Annotated in this window: 21 protein-coding genes; 8 read left to right on the top strand and 13 right to left on the bottom strand. The window is 63.4% G+C overall.

Annotated features, from left to right (window positions below):
- Window positions 1-358: 358 nt before the first annotated feature.
- Complete coding sequence (locus F758_RS0104245) at window positions 359-616, bottom strand: hypothetical protein (RefSeq protein ID WP_024506688.1); 258 nt, start codon at window positions 614-616, stop codon at window positions 359-361.
- A gap of 28 nt (window positions 617-644) precedes the next feature.
- A complete protein-coding gene (locus tag F758_RS0104240) occupies window positions 645-1,046 on the bottom strand; it encodes a four-helix bundle copper-binding protein (protein WP_024506687.1) in 402 nt (133 codons plus the stop codon).
- Between the two features lie 214 nt (window positions 1,047-1,260).
- On the opposite strand from F758_RS0104240, the gene F758_RS0104235 reads away from it, so the two are divergent.
- Complete coding sequence (locus F758_RS0104235) at window positions 1,261-2,436, top strand: zinc-dependent alcohol dehydrogenase (protein ID WP_024506686.1); 1,176 nt, start codon at window positions 1,261-1,263, stop codon at window positions 2,434-2,436.
- 26 nt (window positions 2,437-2,462) lie between these two features.
- Window positions 2,463-3,005 (top strand): hypothetical protein, encoded by a 543-nt coding sequence (locus F758_RS0104230; RefSeq protein WP_024506685.1) that lies wholly within the window; start codon window positions 2,463-2,465, stop codon window positions 3,003-3,005.
- A 71-nt stretch (window positions 3,006-3,076) separates the two neighbouring features.
- On the opposite strand, the gene F758_RS43275 is transcribed toward F758_RS0104230, so the two are convergent.
- Window positions 3,077-3,340, bottom strand: a complete 264-nt coding sequence (locus F758_RS43275; protein ID WP_035720649.1) for a hypothetical protein — start codon at window positions 3,338-3,340, stop codon at window positions 3,077-3,079.
- Window positions 3,341-3,454: 114 nt separating this feature from the next.
- Here F758_RS43275 and F758_RS0104220 point away from each other — a divergent pair, with 114 nt between their 5' ends.
- Window positions 3,455-4,600: an FUSC family protein gene (locus tag F758_RS0104220; protein WP_024506683.1), complete on the top strand. Its 1,146-nt coding sequence runs from the start codon at window positions 3,455-3,457 to the stop codon at window positions 4,598-4,600.
- Window positions 4,601-4,741: 141 nt separating this feature from the next.
- Complete coding sequence (locus tag F758_RS0104215; protein ID WP_024506682.1) at window positions 4,742-5,596, top strand: M90 metallopeptidase family protein; 855 nt, start codon at window positions 4,742-4,744, stop codon at window positions 5,594-5,596.
- A 12-nt stretch (window positions 5,597-5,608) separates the two neighbouring features.
- On the opposite strand, the gene F758_RS49275 is transcribed toward F758_RS0104215, so the two are convergent.
- Both F758_RS49275 and F758_RS0104200 read right to left on the bottom strand, forming a co-directional pair.
- On the bottom strand, window positions 5,609-6,154 hold the full coding sequence (locus tag F758_RS49275) for a hypothetical protein (protein ID WP_157449856.1): 546 nt from the start codon (window positions 6,152-6,154) through the stop codon (window positions 5,609-5,611).
- A gap of 152 nt (window positions 6,155-6,306) precedes the next feature.
- A complete protein-coding gene (locus F758_RS0104200) occupies window positions 6,307-6,735 on the bottom strand; it encodes a hypothetical protein (protein ID WP_024506680.1) in 429 nt (142 codons plus the stop codon).
- A 314-nt stretch (window positions 6,736-7,049) separates the two neighbouring features.
- Here F758_RS0104200 and F758_RS0104195 point away from each other — a divergent pair, with 314 nt between their 5' ends.
- The 3 genes from F758_RS0104195 to F758_RS0104185 all read left to right on the top strand — a co-directional run bounded on the left by F758_RS0104195 (window position 7,050) and on the right by F758_RS0104185 (window position 10,781).
- Window positions 7,050-8,387, top strand: coding sequence for a lytic murein transglycosylase (locus tag F758_RS0104195; RefSeq protein ID WP_084305086.1), 1,338 nt, complete (start codon window positions 7,050-7,052; stop codon window positions 8,385-8,387).
- Window positions 8,388-8,729: 342 nt separating this feature from the next.
- Window positions 8,730-9,830, top strand: coding sequence for an alkene reductase (locus F758_RS0104190; RefSeq protein ID WP_024506678.1), 1,101 nt, complete (start codon window positions 8,730-8,732; stop codon window positions 9,828-9,830).
- Window positions 9,831-9,962: 132 nt separating this feature from the next.
- Entirely contained in the window at window positions 9,963-10,781 is an 819-nt protein-coding gene (locus tag F758_RS0104185; protein ID WP_024506677.1) for a tetratricopeptide repeat protein, read from the top strand.
- A gap of 113 nt (window positions 10,782-10,894) precedes the next feature.
- On the opposite strand, the gene F758_RS0104180 is transcribed toward F758_RS0104185, so the two are convergent.
- From F758_RS0104180 to glpD, 8 genes are all read right to left on the bottom strand, one after another.
- Window positions 10,895-11,608, bottom strand: coding sequence for a hypothetical protein (locus F758_RS0104180; RefSeq protein ID WP_024506676.1), 714 nt, complete (start codon window positions 11,606-11,608; stop codon window positions 10,895-10,897).
- Between the two features lie 367 nt (window positions 11,609-11,975).
- Window positions 11,976-13,772, bottom strand: coding sequence for an ABC transporter substrate-binding protein (locus F758_RS0104175; RefSeq protein ID WP_035720646.1), 1,797 nt, complete (start codon window positions 13,770-13,772; stop codon window positions 11,976-11,978).
- A 75-nt stretch (window positions 13,773-13,847) separates the two neighbouring features.
- A complete protein-coding gene (locus F758_RS0104170) occupies window positions 13,848-14,177 on the bottom strand; it encodes a DUF2160 domain-containing protein (RefSeq protein WP_024506674.1) in 330 nt (109 codons plus the stop codon).
- 9 nt (window positions 14,178-14,186) lie between these two features.
- Window positions 14,187-14,993: a carbohydrate ABC transporter permease gene (locus F758_RS0104165; RefSeq protein ID WP_024506673.1), complete on the bottom strand. Its 807-nt coding sequence runs from the start codon at window positions 14,991-14,993 to the stop codon at window positions 14,187-14,189.
- Window positions 14,993-15,895 (bottom strand): carbohydrate ABC transporter permease, encoded by a 903-nt coding sequence (locus F758_RS0104160; protein ID WP_024506672.1) that lies wholly within the window; start codon window positions 15,893-15,895, stop codon window positions 14,993-14,995. Before F758_RS0104160 ends, F758_RS0104165 begins: the two co-directional genes overlap by 1 nt.
- Window positions 15,895-16,980, bottom strand: coding sequence for an ABC transporter ATP-binding protein (locus F758_RS0104155; protein ID WP_024506671.1), 1,086 nt, complete (start codon window positions 16,978-16,980; stop codon window positions 15,895-15,897). The genes F758_RS0104160 and F758_RS0104155 overlap by 1 nt, the downstream gene beginning before the upstream one ends.
- A complete protein-coding gene (locus F758_RS0104150; RefSeq protein ID WP_024506670.1) occupies window positions 16,980-18,071 on the bottom strand; it encodes an ABC transporter ATP-binding protein in 1,092 nt (363 codons plus the stop codon). Before F758_RS0104150 ends, F758_RS0104155 begins: the two co-directional genes overlap by 1 nt.
- Entirely contained in the window at window positions 18,068-19,612 is a 1,545-nt protein-coding gene (gene glpD / locus F758_RS0104145; protein WP_024506669.1) for a glycerol-3-phosphate dehydrogenase, read from the bottom strand. Before glpD ends, F758_RS0104150 begins: the two co-directional genes overlap by 4 nt.
- 300 nt (window positions 19,613-19,912) lie before the next feature.
- On the opposite strand from glpD, the gene F758_RS0104140 reads away from it, so the two are divergent.
- On the top strand, window positions 19,913-20,404 hold the full coding sequence (locus F758_RS0104140) for a GlcG/HbpS family heme-binding protein (protein WP_084305082.1): 492 nt from the start codon (window positions 19,913-19,915) through the stop codon (window positions 20,402-20,404).
- Window positions 20,405-20,423 lie beyond the last annotated feature (19 nt).

Here is a 20,423-nt window from a genome sequence, read left to right as displayed (position 1 = left end):
CGCGGTCCAATCGCAAACCCCAAAATAAAGAAGATGCATCCCGCAGCGCGGCGCACCCCGAAAAGCATCAAGACGCTTGCAGGGCGGGATCCGGCGAGGCAGCGCCGCGAGAAAACGCGGCAGAAGGCGCGCCGGTCCCGGCTCGCGCGCAATCACCCGGAAAAGCTGAGAGCGGCTTAGCAGCCGGCTGGTCGTACCAAGTCACAAGTAGCTCTATCCCCTGATCCTGAGGGGCTTGCGCGAGCCAAGCGTCTCGAAGGATGAGGCCGGCATCGGGACCCCATTGTTCTCGCGGCGATGCGCAGCATCGTCCGGAGGCGGCGCCTCCTCACCAGGAGGGTCTACCGACGCAGTAGGGCTAGTCCAGGCTGCTGTCCGAGGATGCGAGCAGTCCTTCGTCCATCAGAAGTTCGCGCAGCGCGCCGATCGCCTCGATCGCGTCTTCTTCGGAGTTTGCCTCCGTAAGACGCCGGTGGATGTCGCGCCAGGGCGGGCTGCGCCCAAGCGCGAGGGCATCCTTGGCGAACTGCCGCGCCTCCTGCAGCGTCCCCAGCCGGCGCGGCTTCGGGCTGTCTTTGACGAGGATCGGCGGGGCGATCGGAAAATCGAAGCTCATCGGCTCGTATCCATTGATCCCTTGCCCGTCAATGAACGCTGCGAATGGCGCTGACGCAAGCCTCCTCGCAGCGCCGGCATTCCTCGGCGCAGAGCTTGCAATGCTCATGGTGCTGCGCGTGCCTTGCGCATTCCTCCGCGCAAAGCCGGCAAGCCAGCGCGCACAGTTCGATCGCGCTGCGCAGCACCTCCTGGTCCGATCCGGCCCGGCGCGAGGCCAGCGCCTCGGTCATGGCGCAGACGTCGGCGCAATCCAGATTGAGACGAATACATTGCTTGAGATTCGCGACGCTTGCCTCGGCGATGCAGGCATCGGCGCATGACGTGCAGGTCACCGCGCAGGCGCCGCACGCCTCGATACAGCCGATCAGCGGCTCGCTGAAGTTGCCTTTGACATCCGGGTGCGCCGAGATCATCTCGCGAATATGCATGGCCTTTCTCCTCGCTTGGCGTGGGACAGGCTAACGCCCGATGCTTGCGGCTAGTTTCCGGGCGGGCTCGGCTCGGTGCCGTACTTTGTGCCTCGCTTTGCGCCTTGCCCGCGTCACCGTACAGCTGCCCCGATCAACGAAAAATCGCGCAGCGCGCTAGCAACCTTCCACAACTCTCGGACTTTCCTGCAAGAAGGTTGCGCGGGAGGTTAGCATGAGAGCGCTGGTGTGGCACGGGAAGGAGGATATCCGCTGCGATACTGTCACCGATCCCGAGATCGAGCATGAGCGGGATGCCATCGTCCGGGTGAAGGGATGCGCCATCTGCGGCTCGGACCTGCACCTGTTCCACAACTACATCCCGGCCATGATGCCCGGCGACATCATGGGCCATGAGATGATGGGCGAGGTCGTCGAGATCGGTTCCGGCGTCAACGGCAAGCTGAAGAAGGGCGACCGCGTCGTAGTCCCCTTCACCATCATTTGCGGCGAATGCGAGCAGTGCAAGCGCGGGAACTACTCGGTCTGCGAGACCACCAACCGCAACAAGCAGATCGCCAACAAAATCTTCGGCCATACCACCGCCGGCCTGTTTGGTTACACCCATATCACGGGCGGTTATCCTGGTGGACAGGCGGAGTATCTGCGCGTGCCGTTTGCAGACACCACCAACATCAAGATTCCGGACAGCATCTCCGATGAACAGGCGGTGATGCTCGGCGACATCTTCCCGACCGGCTGGCAGGCTGCGGTGCATTGCGATATCGAGCCCACCGATACGGTCGCGGTATGGGGCTGTGGGCCGGTCGGCCAGATGACGATCCGCAGCGCGCTTCTGCTCGGCGCCAAGCAGGTGGTCGCGATCGACTGCATCCCGGAGCGGCTGACGATGGCGGAAGCCGCCGGCGCCATCACGATCAATTTCGAGGAAGAGAGCGTGGTGGAGCGGCTCAACGAGCTCACCGACGACAAGGGCCCCGAGAAATGCATCGACGCGACAGGCATGGAGGCGCATATCAATGTCGGCCAGCCGGATACGCTGCTCGACCGTGCCAAGCAGATGCTGATGCTGGAGAGCGACCGGCCGCATGTGCTGCGCGAGATCATCTATGTCTGCCGGCCCGGCGGCATCATCTCGGTCCCCGGCGTCTACAGCGGCTTTTCCGATCATGTCCCGATGGGCGCCTTCATGAACAAGGGTCTGACCATGCGCACCGGACAGACCCACGTCCATCGTTGGGCGGACGAGCTGGTGCGGCGCATCGAGGAGGGCCAGATCGATCCCTCCTTCGTGATCACGCACACCGTGCCGCTGGAGCAAGGCCCCGAGATGTACCGGGTGTTCCGCGACAAGCAGGACAGTTGCATCAAAGTGATGCTCAGGCCGTAACGCGAGAAGACAGGATGGGTACCGCAATGTACGCGCTTTCCAATTTCGTCAGGCCGAAAGGCGACCCAACGATCATTCGCTCGGGCCCGGGCTCGCTCACCTCGACCGACCGGCTCGCGCGAGCGCTCGGCTGGTTCAGCATTGGTGTTGGCGCGATCGAACTGCTCGCTCCGCATCGCGTCACCCGCGCGCTCGGCATGCGCGGCAGGGAGGGCCTGGTGCGCGTGTACGGCCTGCGCGAGATTTCGAGCGGCGTCATGTCGCTCTCGGTCGATAAAAAGGCAGGGCTGTGGAGCCGCGTCGCCGGCGATGGGATGGACATCGCGACGCTGCTCCCGGAACTGCGGATCAGCAACCCGCGCAAGGGCAATGTCGCACTGGCGCTGTTGATGGTCGGTGGCATCATGGTGCTCGACTATATCGGCGCGCAGGATGCCGCCGCGCAGCAGAGACGAGGCCGCGGCAACCTGCGCCTCTACAACAATCGCAGCGGCTTCCCGAAAGGGCTGGAGGCCTCGAAAGGCCTCGCGCGCCAGCTCCCGCAAGGAGCGGCGATGGGCGCATCGTGAACTGATCTATCGTGAACTCATTTGAAAACGCGTGAAACCCCTCGTCGGCTTTTCGCAGGAACGGCGGCGAGCTAATCCGCGAGCGCGAAGGCCTTGCACCAGCCGTCCTTGCTGATCTCGCCTTCGACCACCTTACAGGCCGAGGGCGGCTCGAACAGCGAGCACATCGCGCAACTATAGAGGCCGTTCGGCGTGTCGCGATATTCGGCCTGTGCTTGGGTCATCTTTTCCGCCGCCAGCGCCTGCCGCATCCGCAGGCAAACTCCAGTCGCCAGACCCGCCACGGCGCCTCGCATGAGGTGGCGTCGCGTGCCGATTGATGTTGCTTCGGTCATGCGTTTTCCCTGAAGGAGCTGCCCTGCCCCGACCGTGCATCATTCTAGTCGTCCAAATTGTCTTTTCGGAAGGGGCGGGTTAAACCGACCTTGTTCAGCCAAAGACGCCGATTGATGCCGCTCGACGCAAAGCGCATTGCAAAAATTTTACGACACGGCCGCGCGCTGGCCCATCGCTACCGCCTGCAACTGATCCTGGCGTTACGCGTGGCGCTGGGCGCGCTGGTGGCGTTTGCACTGGCACAGGCGCTGCACTTGCGGCTGCCGCTCTGGGCCGTGCTGACATCCTTGATCGTCACGCAGATGAGCCTCGGTCGCTCGCTGAAGGCCGCCACCGACTATCTGCTGGGAACTTTCATCGGGGTTGCCTGGGGTGGCGCGCTCGCGATCCTGATTCCGCACGAAAACGAGTGGGCCCTGCTCGGCGTGCTCGCGCTTGCGGTAGCGCCGCTCGCTCTGATCGCCTCGTTCAGGGCCAATTTCAATGTCCTGCCGGTCACGGCGGTGATCGTGTTGCTCGTGCCGACCATGCAGCATGTCAGTCCGGAGGTGTCCGCGCTCGATCGCGTGCTTGAGGTTGTGGTCGGCGGCGCCGTCGGCTTCCTGGTCTCGGTCCTGGTCTGGCCGTCCCGAGGCCATCAGCTCACGACCGACGCCGCGGCCACCATGCTCCGTCTGATCGCGGACGCGCTGGCGGAATTGCTCAAGGGGATGGAACGCCTGCCCGATGACCGGCGTCTGCGCCGCATCCAGGACGGGATCGGAGCGGCGCTGACGCGGCTCAACGCCATCGGCGCCGAGGCCGAGCATGAGCGCATGGCACGCCTGACCTCCGCGCCCGATACGGGGCCGCTGCTGCGGACGCTGTTACGGCTGCGCCATGACGTCGTGATGCTCGGACGGGCCGTGGGCTGCGAGCTGCCCGCGGAGGTGGTGCAGCGGCTCACGCCATCGATGCACGCAATTGCGCTGGCAGCGACCAACTTCCTGCGCAGCAGCGGCACGGCGCTGCGTGAGCTCGAGCCGCCGCCGCCGATCGATGCTGTTGACACCGCCTTCAAGGCCTATGCGGATGCCTTCGGCGCGGTACGGCGCGAGGGGCTGACGCGCAACATGGCAAGCGACACCGTCGAGCGCTTCTTCGCGCTCGGCTTCGCGCTCGACCAGCTCCGCGAGCATCTTTCCGACCTGCATCGCGTGGTCGACGAATGGTCCCATGCCTATTCGGGCGCAGCCACCGCGCGTCGCTTGGTTAATTGAGACATAACGGCGCAAAAAGGCTTGGCAGGCGCCGATTAACGGGGCCGCAATGTCGATCGCGTAACCTCGTCTCCGCTCAATCTCCAATTGATCCGCGCCTCAACTTGAGCGGCCGACGCGTTCGACAGCAGGGGGAAAATCATGCGCGCTGCACTGGCCTTTCCAGTCATCTTCTTCGTGCTCGGCGCAACAGCGGCCGTTGCCGACCCGCACGTGCTCCACGTCGACGCCGGCGACAACGCTGCGGCATCATCAGCGCCGCCGCAGAAGTTCGAGACCTATCGCGGCTACTCGTTCGACCTGTCGCAGGATGCGGAGCGCAAGGATAGCGCGGCAATCCTCGACAATCTGAAGCGGCAGCTCGACATGGTCGAGAACGCCGGCCTCAGCCCCAGGGTCCTGAAATTCTTCCATTCCATTCCGATCGTGGCGAGCGAGACCGATTGTCTCGGACTGGGTGCCGCCTGGGCCTGCTATGGTCTGGCCGTGCCGGACCGGGAACGCCACGGCACTTTCAACGTCACGGTCTGGGATTCCCAGAAGCGGCAGTGGAGCAACCCGGACCCGGTCGAACTCGCGGCCGACTCCGGGATAGGCGTGATCATGGTGCGCCCCTACATGATGACCTACGCGCAAGATCCGGTGTTGCTGCACGAGTTCCTGCACGCCTACCATGCGCGGCTCTTGCCGATGGGCTTCGACAATATCGGCATCAAGGGATTCTACGCACACGCCAAAGCGAAGAACCTGCTGCCGAAGAAGGCTTATGCGCTGTTCAATCACAAGGAATTTTTTGCGGTCACCGCGAGCATTTTCCTGGCCGGCAAGGACGCGGCGCACGAGCCCTTCACGCGCGCGGCGCTGAAGGAGAAGCTGCCGGACTATTACAAATATCTGGTCGGAATGTTCGGGTTTGATCCCGAAAACCCGAACGGCACGCCGGTGGCGCTCTCGGAAGCTGACATGCCGTCAGCGGACGGCGCGTCCGCGCCGTAAATCATTCTTACTTCAGCATCCGCCTACAAGTAGCTCACCCGGACTGGAGACGCCGCCGCTTGAGCCGATCATCGGCGCGCAGAGCGTTGTCGACGAGATGCCGCCTGCGGCCGATGCACCGCCGCCGTTAGAACCGGCCGTGCTGCGCGGTGATTGCGTGGCGCTGTTGGGCGCTTCGCCCGGCAGTTGCAGCGCTGCTTGCGGATTGGTGCCTGCGGGCGCGCTGATCGATCCCGATGCGCCCACCTGGCCGGTCGAGCCCGTTGTCGCGCTCGTTGCTGATCCTGTCGTGGTTCCGACGCCGAATGTTGCTCCCGGCTGAGGCAGCCCGGAAGTGGTCGGTGCGCTGGTCGGGCTGCCCGCGCAGCCGGTCGCGGTCGTGGACGCACCGATTGAGGCGCTTGACTGGGCGGCCCCGCTCGACAAGCCCGAGGTCGTACACGGCGAGGTGATCCCGCTGGTTTCCGGCGCGTTGATAGCGGGGTTGGTTTGTACGGTGGTCTGGGCGTGAGCGGCCGCTACGCCGAGAAGCATGATCGCAAGAAGGATGCGTTCCATCGCGCTCTCCTGCCTTGATCAAAGATAGAGGGTCGTGCGCAGGCGCCGATCTGCGACCCCAACACCCAACCGAGGATCAGGTTCCTGACTTCCCCCGGAGTTGTACGATGCCGCCGCCGTGCGTCGCGCTGCCGTGGCGGAAATGGGGCCGATCAGCGTTCCGAAACGAATGGGTGCCGGGCGCGATAGCGTGCCCCGATCTTCTTCGGCAATTTCGCCACCTTGGCTGAGATTGGGCGCTTGACCTGCGGCTCCTGCGGCTCCTGGTTCAGGAACAGCGTGGCCTCAAAATGCACGCCCGGCGCCTGTTCGGAGATGCCGGAGCAGCACGCGATGGTGCCATTGACGGTGCCGGTCAGCTTCACCTCGACCTCGTCGACACCGAACAGCGTCGTCGGGCCATCGGCATAGCGGCGGGTCTTCAAGGTGGCGGTGAAGCGATCGTCCTCGATTTCGTAGGAACCGCTATAGTTGAAAAAGCTGTCGCGGCCCGAAATCCTGCCGTCCGCAAGATGCACGATCCCCGTGCCTTCGCCGCGCGAAGTCCGGAACCATGCCGCGTATTCACCGTTTCTCAACATGTTAAAAACATTGCCCTAAAGAGAGCTAATGTTTCATTCCACTAGAGGGCGAAACTGTGGACCGCTACGCGGCGATTGCACAGTGGTTAATGACTGGACAAGAACGAATGCAAATTTGCCGCTACAGTCACGCAGCCTGGAGAGATTGAGCGCGTTTGCGGCTGGGATAAATGCGCCGCGTCGCTGATCGCGGACGGCCGCCTGGTCTCGCTGTAGTGCACATCCGTTCTCGCGCGTAAGCCCGGAGAGATTTCCTTTTTCCCCACGTTCGGGTATTCCGGAAGGATCCTGGTTTGCGCGAGGCCGTCCGATCGATGCCGATCCCTTTGCCTGGAATCCGAACTGCGATTGCGATCATTGCAACTTTGTTGGCGCTATCGCCGCCGGCATCGGCGCAGCAATCGTTTCTCGCACCGATAAGACCCGCGGCGGTGCCAGCGAGACCCGCCGGTGCGCCCTCACTGCGGGCCGCGTCCTGCCATAATGGCGCAAGCTTCGAAAAATTCCTGAGCGAGTTGAAGCAGCGGGCGGTCGCGGAAGGCGTGTCACAACAGGCGATTGCCGAGGCCTCGCCTTACCTCACCTACAACCAGGGTATCGTCAACCGCGACCGCGGCCAGCGCGTATTCGGCCAGCTCTTCACCGAGTTCGCCGGGCGCATGGCCGCGAACTACCGGATGCAGAACGGCCAGGCACACATCCGAACCTACGCGGCAGCCTTTGCGCGCGCGGAGAAGGAATATGGGGTGCCGCCCGCGGTGATCGCCGCATTCTGGGGATTGGAAAGCGATTTCGGCGCCAACATGGGCAATCTGCAGGTGCTGCCTTCGCTGGTGTCGCTCGCTTACGACTGCCGCCGCTCCGAGCGCTTCCAGAACGAAACCATCGCGGCGCTGAAGGTCATCGATCGCGGCGATCTCTCGCCTTCCGAGATGATCGGCTCCTGGGCCGGCGAGTTGGGCCAGACGCAATTTCTGCCGACGCATTATTTCACCTATGCCGTCGACTATGACGGCGACGGCCGGCGCAACCTGCTGCGCAGTGGACCGGACGTGATCGGCTCGACTGCGAACTATATTGCCAATGGCCTGAAGTGGCGGCGCGGCGAGCCGTGGCTCGAGGAGATCCGCCTGCCGCAGGATTTCCCTTACGAGCAGGCCGACCTCACCATCCAGTTGCCGCGCTCCAAGTGGATAACGCTGGGCGTGACCTATCCGGACGGACGCGCGCTGCCGAGCGACAATCTGCCGGCATCAGTGCTGTTGCCGATGGGGCGGATGGGTCCCGCATTTCTCGCCTATCCGAATTTCGCGGCTTACACGGAATGGAATAATTCGCTGATCTATTCCACCACAGCCGCCTATCTCGCCACGCGCATCGCCGGCGCACCGCCGATGCGCAGGCCGGCGGGACACGTGGCGCAGCTCCCTTTCAACGAGATCAAAGAATTGCAGCAACTCCTGGTGCGCGCAGGGTTCGACGTCGGCAAAGTCGATGGCGTGCTCCGGCAGCAGAGCCGCAGCGCCGTTAAAGCGATGCAGATCAAGTATGGCCTGCCGGCGGACTCCTGGCCGACGGCGGAATTACTGGCGCGGATGCGCGGCACCCCACGCCCTCAGCCCGCCGCAGCCGCGCTGCCGCCAATGCAGTAGTCCCGTCGTCATTCCGAGGCGCGCGAGAGCGAGCTCGGAATCCACAGGTTGTAGCGCGAGATTCCTGCCCCCGTTATTCCGGGGCGGCTCGATAGAGCCGAAGCCGGAATCTCGTCATTCCGGATTCGATGCTATCGCGCCGCCCCGGAATGACGAGAAGAAACACATCAAACCAAAGGCAGCTCTTAGCGCCTTCCTTTCGTGCCGATTTGAAATCCGAATGAATTTTTTCAAACAGCGCCTCGCGCGGCTCGTCTGCGTGGGAGGAATGACTTGCAGCATTGCACAGATTGCCGCAATGCCCACTTGTTGCTGACCTGAAACTTTCACTCGGACATCCTTATGAGCACGCCGACCAAGTTGTTTGAGCCGTTCAAGCTCGGCCCGATCACGCTGCCCAACCGCCTGGTGATGGCGCCTTTGACCCGCAACCGCGCGGTGCCGCCCGGCATGGTCCCGGGCCCGCTTGCGGCCGAATATTATGGCCAGCGTGCCTCCGCCGGACTTTTGATCACCGAAGCGAGCCAGGTCTCACAGCAGGGTCAGGGTTATCAGGACACCCCCGGCATCTATTCAAAGGAGCAGGTCGCGGGCTGGCGCAAGATCACCGAGCGCGTGCATGAGCTTGGCGGGCGAATCTTCATCCAGCTCTGGCATGTCGGACGCATCTCTCACACCTCGCTACAGCCGAGCGGCGGCAAGCCGGTTGCGCCGTCCGCGATCCGCGCCAATACCAAGACCTTCGTGGGCGGCAGTTTCGCCGACGTCTCCGAGCCGCGCGCGCTTGAGCTTTCCGAAATCCCCGGCATCATCGACGATTTCAAGCGTGCCGCGGCCAATGCCCGGGAAGCGGGCTTTGACGGTGTCGAAATTCATGGCGCCAACGGCTATCTGCTCGACCAGTTCGCGAAGGACGGCGCCAACAAACGCACGGATGCGTACGGCGGATCGATCGAAAGCCGCGCGCGGCTGATGCTGGAGGTCTCCAAGGTCGTCAGCGCCGAGATCGGCGCCGAGCGCACCGGCATCCGCATCTCGCCGGTGACACCGGCCAATGACATCTCCGATTCCAACCCGCAACCCTTGTTCGACTACATCGTGGATCAGCTCAATGCGCTGAAGCTGGTCTACATTCACGTGATCGAGGGCGCGACCGGCGGGCCGCGCGACATCGCGCCGTTCGACTATGCGAGCTTGCGCAAGCGTTTTAGCGGCGCCTATGTCGCCAACAACGCCTACGACTTCGAGCTTGCGACCAAGGTGCTGGCGGAAGGCGCGGCCGACCTGATCGCATTCGGTAAGCCGTTCATCTCCAACCCCGACCTGGTGGAACGCTTGAAGCGCGGCGCTCCGCTCAACGATTGGGACAAGGCGACGTTCTATGGCGGCGGCGCCAAAGGGTACACGGATTATCCGGTGCTGGAGACGGAAGCGGCGGAGTAGCGAAGATCTGCCCCACACTGTCATTCCGGGCTGGTGCGCAAGCACCAGACCCGGAATCTCGAGATTCCGGGTTCGATGCTTGGCATCGCCCCGGAATGACAGCCCATAACTTTCTGCTCTATTCTTCCCGGCATGAAAAGTACCGCCGAGGACATCGTCCGCCGTGCCACCGCCGCGTTCAACGCGGGCCGCGCCGAGGAAGCTCGCAAGCTTTGCGAAGAAGGCCTCTCTCGTCACCCCGGCGAGCCCATGCTCAGTCATTTGCTGGCTGCGGTGCTGTTCGCGCAGAACGACGCTACCGCGGCGCGCCGGCACATCGAGGCGAGCCTTGCCAAGCGACCCGATAGTGCCGCGGCGCGGCTGCTTGCCGGCCGCATCGCACGCAGTGCGGGCGATTTCGCAAGTGCGCTGGCGCATCTCGATCGCGCGATCGCGCTTCAGCCGCAGCGCGAGATGTTCGTGGAGAAAGCGCGCACGCTCGACCAGGCCGGCTTCCGGACGCAGGCGCGCGAGGCGTGGAGCGCGATCCTGAAGGTCATTCCGCAGCACCAGGAGGCCGCGGCGCGGCTCGGGCGGTTCGCCTTCGAGGATGGCGATCTCGCGGTGGCCGCATCCTATCTCGAGCGCGCGGCGACAGACGAGGCGCCGGCTTCGGTGTGGTTCGATCTCGGCCTCGTCCGCCAGGACCGGCGCGAGTACTACGCGGCGGAAGGCGCCTACCGCAAGGCGCTCGCCGTCAAGCCCGATCACGCGGAAGCGGCGCTCAATCTCGGCATCGTGCTGCAGGAGTCCGGTGATCCCGATGGCGCGATGACCGCCTATGCGCAAGCCTATCGCCTGCGTCCGGAGATGTTCGGCGCGATCGCGATGGCGCTGACCTCGGCCTCGCACGGCCGGCTGTGGCTGGATGAATCCGATCTGCGGCGGACACTAGAGCAGTCGCCGAGCTGAGCGAGTCGAGCCCGACCTCCGGCGTCATTGCGAGCGCAAGCGAAGCTTTCGCTCCTCGCAATGACGGGCCTGATTGAAAGCGCTCGTTCGGCTCTGCACCTGATCGGCGGACACTAAATGGTTAGCCGGCCACGCCGGGCGCGAAAGCGCTTGCGATAGACGCCGGGTTTGGCAAGCACCTCGGCTACCGTCTGCGCATAAGCCTTCTGGTGCGCCTCATCAAAGCTCTCGAACACGAGTTGAGGATTGTCGCGCCGCACCGCAAAGCATTGCGCGACCGGTGTGCCCTTCGGCAGCACGCCGCAAAAATCGGATCTGGTCCACACGGCCGGGAAATTGATGCCGCCATCGTGAAATCGATCGGCGTCCACCAGGCCCGACACCAGGCGGAACGGCAGATCGTCGCGATTGACCGGATGGGTCGCGAACAGCGACCAGCCTTCCTCCAGCTCGATTGTCCAGAAACTATTGAATTTCAGCGCCGCCTGTCGGCTTTTGGCGAACGGCGCGCCGGCAAATTGCGCCGCGACATGAAAACTCAGCGGCGCGCGCGGATGCCCCTCGGTCGCTGGCTCCGGAATATCCCAGTCCCATGAAAACGCGCCGCGCTCGACCGTGATGTCGCAAGGCAGAAGGATCATCACGCCGTAGGCCATAGCGTCGACAAAGGGCGGGCATTGCTTGAGCGTGCGAATATCACGCCCGTGGAGCTCGGAGGGGGCATTGGCCGGCATCTCGCGCAGCCAGTCGGGCAACGCGCTGCGCGCCGGCACCGGCCGCGGCAGATGATCCGCAAGCTTCGGATCGCAACGGAAGATGATGCGCATTAGGAACTCCCTCTGCCCGCCTTGCGCGTTAGCTCCTCATGGTGAGGAGGCGCGTATGCGCCGTCTCCGGACGATGCTGCGCATCGCCGGGAGAACCATGAGCCCCGCTCGCAGCTTCTCGGCCTCATCCTTCGAGACGCTTGCTTCGGCAAGCTCCTCACGATGAGGAGATAGAGTAACATCTCTTATAGACCAATGAAGTGAAGCCGAGGCGAGATGGTCGCAATGGAATACGCAGGCAAAAGGCCGGGATTGCTCCCGGCCCTGGTTTTCTCCACTCGTCACACCCCGCCACCGGGTCTCGGCTTCGGCGAGCCCGGTGACTGGATCGTCCGCTTTCGCGGACGATGACAGCGGAGCGAGTGCCTCAGTTGGCCGAAGCGCGCTTCGGGGGAGAGGCCGGCCACGACTTGATCAAGGTGTCGTAGTCGATGGTTTCGCCCTTCGGCTTCTCGTTGGCGAGCTTGCGCTGCGGCGCGATGTTGCCGTCCTTGGCCGACTTGTTGAACCAATACTCAGCCGTCTCCTTCTTGTTGAGCTTCGGTCCGCAGGCGCCCTGCACGCCCGACTTCTCCAGACGCTCGAGCACCGAGTCCTGCGCGGCCGCAAGCGAATCCATCGCCTGTTGCGGCGTCTTCGCACCGGACGCGGCATCGCCGATGTTCTGCCACCACAACTGCGCGAGCTTCGGATAGTCGGGGACGTTGTTCCCGGTCGGGGTCCACTGTACGCGCGCAGGCGAGCGATAGAACTCGATCAGGCCGCCGAGCTTCGGCGCACGTTCCGTAAAGGACTTATCCCAGATGTCGGATTCACGGATGAAGGTGAGACCGACATGGCTCTTCTTCAGAGACACAGTCTTGGAGACGATGAACTGCAGGTAGAGCCAGGCCGCCTTGCGGCGGTCAGCCGGCGTGGACTTGAGCAGCGTCGCCGAGCCCACGTCCTGGTAGCCGAGCTTCATGCCCTCTTTCCAGTACGCGCCGTGCGGCGAGGGGGCCATGCGCCACTTCGGCGTACCGTCGGCGTTCATGACCGACAGGCCGGGCTTCACCATGTCCGCGGTGAAAGCCGTGTACCAGAAGATCTGCTGGGCGATGTTGCCCTGCGCCGGCACCGGGCCCGCTTCGGAGAACGTCATGCCTTGCGCCTGCGGCGGGGCATACTTCTTCAGCCAGTCGAGATATTTGACGATCGAGTAGACCGCCGCGGGGCCGTTGACGTCGCCGCCGCGCTCGACCGAGGAGCCGACTGGACGGCAACCTTCCATGCGGATGCCCCATTCGTCGACCGGCAAGCCGTTCGGCAGACCCTTGTCGCCGTTGCCGGCCATCGACAGCCAGGCGTCGGTGAAGCGCCAGCCGAGCGATGGGTCCTTCTTGCCGTAGTCCATGTGGCCATAGACCTTGACGCCGTTGATTTCCTTGATGTCGTTGGTGAAGAAATCAGCGATGTCCTCATAGGCCGACCAGTTCACGGGCACGCCGAGGTCATAGCCGTACTTGGCCTTGAACTTGGCCTTGTACTCAGGGTTGGTGAACCAGTCGTAGCGGAACCAATAGAGGTTCGCGAATTGCTGGTCGGGGAGCTGATAGAGATGGCCGTTCGGCGCCGTGGTGAACGACTTGCCGATGAAGTCATCGACGTCAAGCATCGGATCGGTGACGTCCTTGCCATCGCCCTTCATCCAGTCGGTGAGGTCGACAGCCTGGCCGTAGCGGAAATGGGTACCAATGAAATCGGAGTCGTTGATCCAGCCGTCATAGACGTTCTTGCCGGACTGCATCTGGGTCTGGATCTTCTCGACGACGTCACCTTCCTGGATGATGTCGTGCTTGACCTTGATGCCGGTGATTTCCTCGAACGCTTTCGCCAGCGTGCGCGATTCATATTCGTGCACCGTCAGCGTTTCGGAGACGACATTGATCTCCATCCCCTTGAAGGGTGCAGCGGCCTTGATGAACCACTCCATCTCCTTCATCTGGTCGTCCTTCGACAGCGTCGAAGGCTGGAATTCGCTGTCGATCCACTTCTTGGCCGCAGCTTCGTCGGCGTAAGCGGGGGCGGTGACCGCGGCCGAGACCGCCATCAGCGCGAACGCGCTCGTCATCATCAACATCCGGGACCTCGACAAAGGCCCCTTGCTTCGTTCTAGGTGTCGCATGTTGTTCCTCCGTTGCAGCGACAGACTTAAATCAGGCCCGAGTTGATCCCCGGATCTGCTCTTATCTCGAAAGGCTCAGGCCGTGCGGAAAATGACCACGGCCAAACCCAACGAAATCACGGGCGCGAGCCACAGGCTCGAGATTTCAATTCCTTCTTCACCGATCGGCAGCGTCGCGATGGTGTCGGTGCCGATGAGGCCGATCCACAGCAGATGCACGACCGCGGTGACAATCAATGAAACAAACAGACGGTCGCCGCGCGTGGTCGGAATGCGCAGCACTCCGACGCGCTCGACTTCCGGATAGGCGATGGCGAGCCAAGTCATGATCGCGAGCATCAGCGCGATCATCGTGAAGAAGATCGCAGTCGGCAGCGTCCAGGCCATCCATGCGATGCTGTCCATGATGCCTCCTTAGACGCGCCCGAGCGCGAAGCCGCGCGCGATGTAGTTGCGGACGAACCAGATCACCAGCGCGCCGGGGATGATGGTCAGAACGCCCGCCGCCGAGAGCAGGCCCCAATCCATGCCGGCGGCGGAGACAGTGCGTGTCATCACCGCCGAGATCGGTTTTGCATTCACCGACGTCAGCGTGCGCGCGAGCAAGAGTTCGACCCAGGAGAACATGAAGCAGAAGAAGGCGGCCACCCCGATGCCGCTGGCGATCAGGGGCATCAGGATCTTCACGAAGAAGCGCGGGAACGAATAACCGTCGAGGAACGCGGTCTCGTCGATCTCGCGCGGCACGCCGGACACGAAACCTTCGAGAATCCACACCGCGAGCGGCACATTGAAAATGCAGTGCGCCAGCGCCACCGCCCAGGGCGTATCGAACAGGCCGATCGCCGAATAGAGATTGAAGAACGGCAATGCATAGACCGCGGCCGGCGCCATGCGGTTCGAGAGCAGCCAGAAGAACAGGTGCTTGTCGCCGAGAAAGCGGTAGCGCGAGAAGGCATAGGCCGCCGGCAGCGCGACCGAGATCGAGATGATGGTGTTGATGATGACGTATTTCAGCGAGTTGATGTAGCCGGAGTACCAGCTTTCGTCGCTGAAAATGCGCACGTAATGCTGGATCGTCGGATGCTGCGGCCACAGCGTCATGGTCGAGACGATCTCGTTGTTGGTCTTGAAGCTCATGTTGACGAGCCAGTAGATCGGCAACAGCAGGAAGACCAGGAACACCGAGATGATGATGCGGCGGCCGGGAATCGAATGCATCACTTCGCTCCCTCCTTGACGCGGCGCCCGGCGCCGGCGTTGGTCATGACGGTATAGAATACCCAGCAGACGATCAGGATAATCAGGTTGTAGACCAGCGACATCGCCGCCGCCTTGCCGAGATCGAACTGGCCGAGTGCGATCTTCACGAGCTCGATGGAGATGAAGGTCGTCGAGTTGCCGGGGCCGCCGCCGGTCACTACGAACGGCTCGGTGTAGATCATGAAGCTGTCCATGAAGCGCAGCAGCACCGCGATCAGGAGCACGCGATTCATCTTCGGCAACTGGATCGCAGTGAATACCGCCCAGCGCGAGGCGCCGTCGATCTGGGCGGCCTGGTAGTAGGCGTCAGGGATGGACTTCAGCCCGGCATAGCAGAGTAGCGCGACCAGGCTCGTCCAGTGCCAGACGTCCATGACGATGACGGTGACCCAGGCGTCGAACTCGTTGGAGACGTAATTGTAGTTGATGCCGATGCTGTTGAGCGCATAGCCGAGCAGGCCGATGTCGGGCCGTCCAAAGATCTGCCAGATGGTGCCGACCACGTTCCAGGGGATCAGGAGTGGCAGCGCCAGGATTACCAGGCACGCCGCGACCTGCCAGCCCTGGCGCGGCATCGACAGCGCAATGACGATGCCGAGCGGCACCTCGATCGCCAGGATCACGAAAGAGAAAAACAGGTTGCGCCAAAGCGAGGCGAAGAAACGGCCGCCGAGATCGGTCGAGGGATCGAGCAACTCCTTGAACCAGCCGACGCCGTTCCAGAAGAACTGGTTGTTGCCGAAGGTGTCCTGCAGCGAATAGTTCACCACCGTCATCAGCGGAATGATCGCGGAGAACGCCACGACCAGAAACACCGGCAGCACCAGGAACCAGGCCTTTTGGTTGACGGTCTTCTCCATTACGGCGCTCCCTCGACCAGCCGGCTGTCGGCATAGACATGCACATGCGCGGCATCGAAGATCAGGCCGCACCGGCCGTCGAGGCTAGAAAAGCTTTCGCGCACGCGCGCAGCGAATTTCACGTCGCCGACCCGCACGCGGGCGAAGCGCATGCGGCCGAGGTCGTCGATACGTTCGATCTGGGCCGAGAGCAGGCCGGGCGACGGTGGCGCGATGTCGACGAATTCCGGACGCACGCCGATTTCGATCTTCGCTCCTGTCGGCAGCCCGTCGTAGTTGCGCTTGAGGGAAATCACGTGCCCGTCGATCCGCGCCTCGCGTCCCCTCACCTCGGCCGACATGATGTTCATGCCGGGCGAACCGATGAAATAGCCGACGAACGTGTGCGCCGGCTTTTCGAACAATTCCGCCGGCGAGCCGCTCTGCACCACCCGTCCGTCATGCATCACCACGACGGTGTCGGCGAAGGTCAACGCCTCGGTCTGGTCGTGGGTGACATAGATCATGGTGAGATCGAGCTCGCGGTGGAGCTTTTTCAGCTTGGAGCGGAGCTGCCATTTCAGCTCGGGATCGATCACCGTCAGCGGCTCGTCAAACAGCACCGCGGCAACGTCGGAGCGCACCAGGCCGCGGCCGAGCGAGATCTTCTGTTTGGCGTCCGGAGTCAGCCGCGTCGCCTTGCGATGCAGGTCGGGCGTGAGATCGAGCAGATGCGCAATCTCGGAGACCCGCGCGTCGATCTCGCGCCTTTGCACGCCGCGATTTTTCAGCGGAAAGGCCAGGTTCTGCCCGACCGTCATGGTGTCGTAGATGACCGGAAACTGGAACACCTGCGCGATGTTGCGCTTCTGCGTCGAGAGCAGCGTCACATCCTTGCCGTCGAACAGGATTTTTCCACGCGAGGGCGTGATGATGCCGGAGATCAGGTTGAGCAGCGTGGTCTTGCCGCAGCCGGACGGGCCGAGCAGCGCATAGGCGCCGCCCTGCCGCCAGGTCATCGAGATCGGCTTCAGCGCGTAACTTTCGGTGTCCGTGCTGTTGCCGTGATAGGAATGCGCGAGATCGACGAGGTCGATGCGGGCCATCAGGCATCTCCCCATCTGGAGGCGGGAGATGCGACCAGGCGATCGGCCCCGTCGAAGACGAAGATGTTGTCGGGATCGAGCACCGCATCGAGCGTTTGCCCAGGCTCGAACTTGTGCACACCGTGCAGCACCGCGACCCAGTTCACGGAATCGCGGGTCAGGTGCACAAAGCTCTCTGAACCGGTGATTTCCGTCACCGAGACGGTCGCCGGAAAAGCGTGACGCCCTGGAATGCCCTTGCCGATCTCCAATTGATGGGCACGAAAACCGACGCGGTAAGTGCCGTCGGAAAGCCTCGCATAAAGCCCGGAGGCCGGCGCCTCGACCCCACCGGCATAGCGCACCGAGCCGTTCCTCTTTTCGATGCCGACCACGTTGAGCGGCGGATCGGAGAACACCTGCGCAACGCGCAACGTTTCGGGATGGCGGTATACTTTCGGCGTCTCGCCGATCTGCAGCGCCTTGCCCTCCCACATGCACACCGTGCGTCCGCCGAGCAGCAGCGCTTCCGAGGGCTCCGTGGTCGCATAGACGAAGATCGCGCCCGATGCCTCGAAGATGCGCGGCAGTTCCGCCCGCAGCTCTTCGCGCAGCTTGTAGTCGAGATTGGCGAGCGGCTCGTCAAGCAGCACGAGATCGGCGCCCTTCACCAAAGCGCGCGCAATCGCGGTGCGCTGCTGCTGGCCGCCCGAGAGCTGCAGCGGCGTGCGGTTAAGGAAAGGCTCGAGCCGCAGCAGCCTTGCGGCCTCGCGCACGCGTTTTTCGATTTCCTCGCGCGGCTTGCCCTGCACGCGCAGCGGCGAGGCGATGTTTTCATAGACGGTCAGCGAGGGATAATTGATGAACTGCTGATAGACCATGGCGACCGAGCGCCTGCGCACATCGATGCCGGTGACGTCCTTGCCATGGACCAGCACGCGGCCGGTGGTCGGCTTGTCCAGCCCTGCCAGCAGCCGCATGATCGAGGTCTTGCCCGACAGCGTCGGGCCGAGCAGGACGGCGAGCGTCCCTTTCTCCAACGTCAGCGAGACATCGCGAATGGTCGGCAGCCCATCGACGGTGCGCGTCACATGGTCGAGCGTGACGCTCATGACCGCCCTCCCGCTTCGAGCAGGGGCGTTGCCTCACGCGCGCTGTTGGCGGCGATCCAGTCGTCAAGCGCAGCGATTTCTTCGGCGGACATCCGCAGGCCCAGCTTGGACCTCCGCCAGACGATGTCCTCGGCGGTCATCGCCCATTCGGCGGCCATCAGATATCGGACCTCGCTTTCGGTCAGCGTGGCGCCGAAGGACACGCCGAGATCATCGGCCGATTTGGCATTGTCTAGCAAGCGCGCTGCGCGCGTGCCATAGGCGTGAGCGAGCCGGCTCGCGTGGTCGCGCGTGAGGAATGGATAGTTGCGCATGAGCTCCGCGGTCAGCGCCGGCACCGCGGAGACATCCATGTCGCCGCCGGGCAGCGGCGATTTGGCGGTCCAGCCTTCGCGCGCCTTGGCGCTGCGCAGGTAAGGATCGAGCCGCTCCAGCGCCTCCTCGGCAAGCCGCCGATAGGTCGTGATCTTGCCGCCGTAGATGGAGAGCAGCGGCGCACCGCCCGGCGTGTCGAGCTCGAACACATAGTCGCGGGTCGCGGCCTTGGCTTCGCTCGCGCCGTCGTCATAGAGCGGACGCACGCCAGCATAACTCCAGACGACGTCCGCCGGCGTGACCGGCTTCGCTAGATATTCGCTGACGGCGTCGCAAAGATATTTGATCTCCTCGGCAGTCGCCTTCACCTTGGCAGGATCGCCGTCATAGTCGCGATCGGTGGTGCCGATCAAGGTGAAATCGTCCTGATAGGGAATAGTGAAGACGATGCGGCCGTCGGCGTTCTGGAAGATATAGGCGCGGTCGTGCTCGTAGAGCTTCTTGATCACGATATGCGAGCCCTGCACCAGCCGCACCTTGGCGCGTGCATTGACACCGGCCCCTCGCGCCAGCACCTCCTCCACCCACGGACCTCCGGCATTGACCAGCGTGCGGGCACGAATGGTCGACCGTGCGCCGTCGCGCGTGCTTTCGACCATGACCTGCCAGATGCCGTCCTGCTGACGGATGTCGGTCGCACGCGTCCGCGTGCGGATCTCGGCACCGCGATCGGCGGCATCGCGCGCCGAGAGCACCACCAGCCGCGCGTCGTCGACAAAGCAGTCGGAATATTCGAAGCCGCGGCTATAGCGGCCGGGAACCAGGGGGCGGCCGACCGCATCCTTGGTGAGATCGACCGAGCGCGTCGGCGGCAGCAGCACGCGCCCGCCGATATGATCGTAAAGGAAGAGGCCGAGCCGGAGCAGCCAGGCCGGACGCAGGCCGGCCTGGTGCGGCAGCACGAATCGCAACGGGCGGATGATGTGCGGGGCGATCTGCCAGAGGATTTCGCGCTCGATCAGCGCCTCGCGGACCAGGCGAAACTCATAATATTCGAGATAGCGCAGGCCACCATGCACGAGCTTGGTCGACCAGGACGACGTCCCACTCGCCAGATCATTCATTTCGCAGAGGAAGACAGTATTTCCGCGGCCCGCCGCGTCGCGCGCGATGCCGCAGCCGTTGATCCCGCCGCCAATGATTGCGAGGTCAAAAATTCGATCCAAAAGACGCTTCCCCCGGCGCTCGCCGTTCGATTTGGCGATTTCACTTTCGCTTTTCGGTAAATCACAAACAAAACGAAAGCAAGCGAAAACGAAATGCTGCATTTGCGAAGGGTGCGTGGGTTAAGACGAAAGTAGGAGCCGGAGAGAACGGGGCCAGGAAAGGCGGGAAACGGCCGCACACTCAAGCGTGATGAGCGCCCTGCTCGTTTGCTTGTTACCTGCTGCAGTGCAGCGCGAAGCTGCGTGCCAGCGGCAGCAACGCCCTCCCGCCGAACTCCAACTCTCGAAGATCAGATCGCCATGACGAAACTTGCCACCAGCGTCGGACTATTGGCCGCCATTCTTGCCGTCTCGGCGGCTGCACGGACCATCCAGGTCAGGACCCTCGACCAGGCCGGCGCCGAAAAGGTGCTACAGGCAGCCAAGGCGCTTGCCGAGCAGCGCAAGGCGCCTTCGGCCGTCGCTGTCGTCGACCCCGCCGGCGACTTGCTGGCGTTTACGCGCATGGACGGCGTTCGCCCGGCCAGCGCGGAGCTTGCGATCGAGAAGGCGCGCACCGCGGCGCGGCTGCAACGGCCGACGGCGGAGATTGAGGACAACATCAACCAGGGCCGGACGGCCTTCGTCACCGCCGGCATCATGTCGTTGCGTGGCGGCATGCCGGTGCGCGTCAATGGCGAGGTCGTCGGCGCTGTCGGCATCGCGGGCATGAGCAAGGAAACCGACACCGAGATCGCGAAAGATGCCGCCGCTGCCGTCGGGACCGCGGCGAAGACGCCGGATCATAGTTGACCGGGTCCCCCCATTTGCC

The sequence above is a fragment of the Bradyrhizobium sp. ARR65 genome, assembly GCF_000472385.1.
Taxonomy (GTDB): domain Bacteria; phylum Pseudomonadota; class Alphaproteobacteria; order Rhizobiales; family Xanthobacteraceae; genus Bradyrhizobium.
This window is presented reverse-complemented; position numbering and strand designations above follow the sequence as displayed.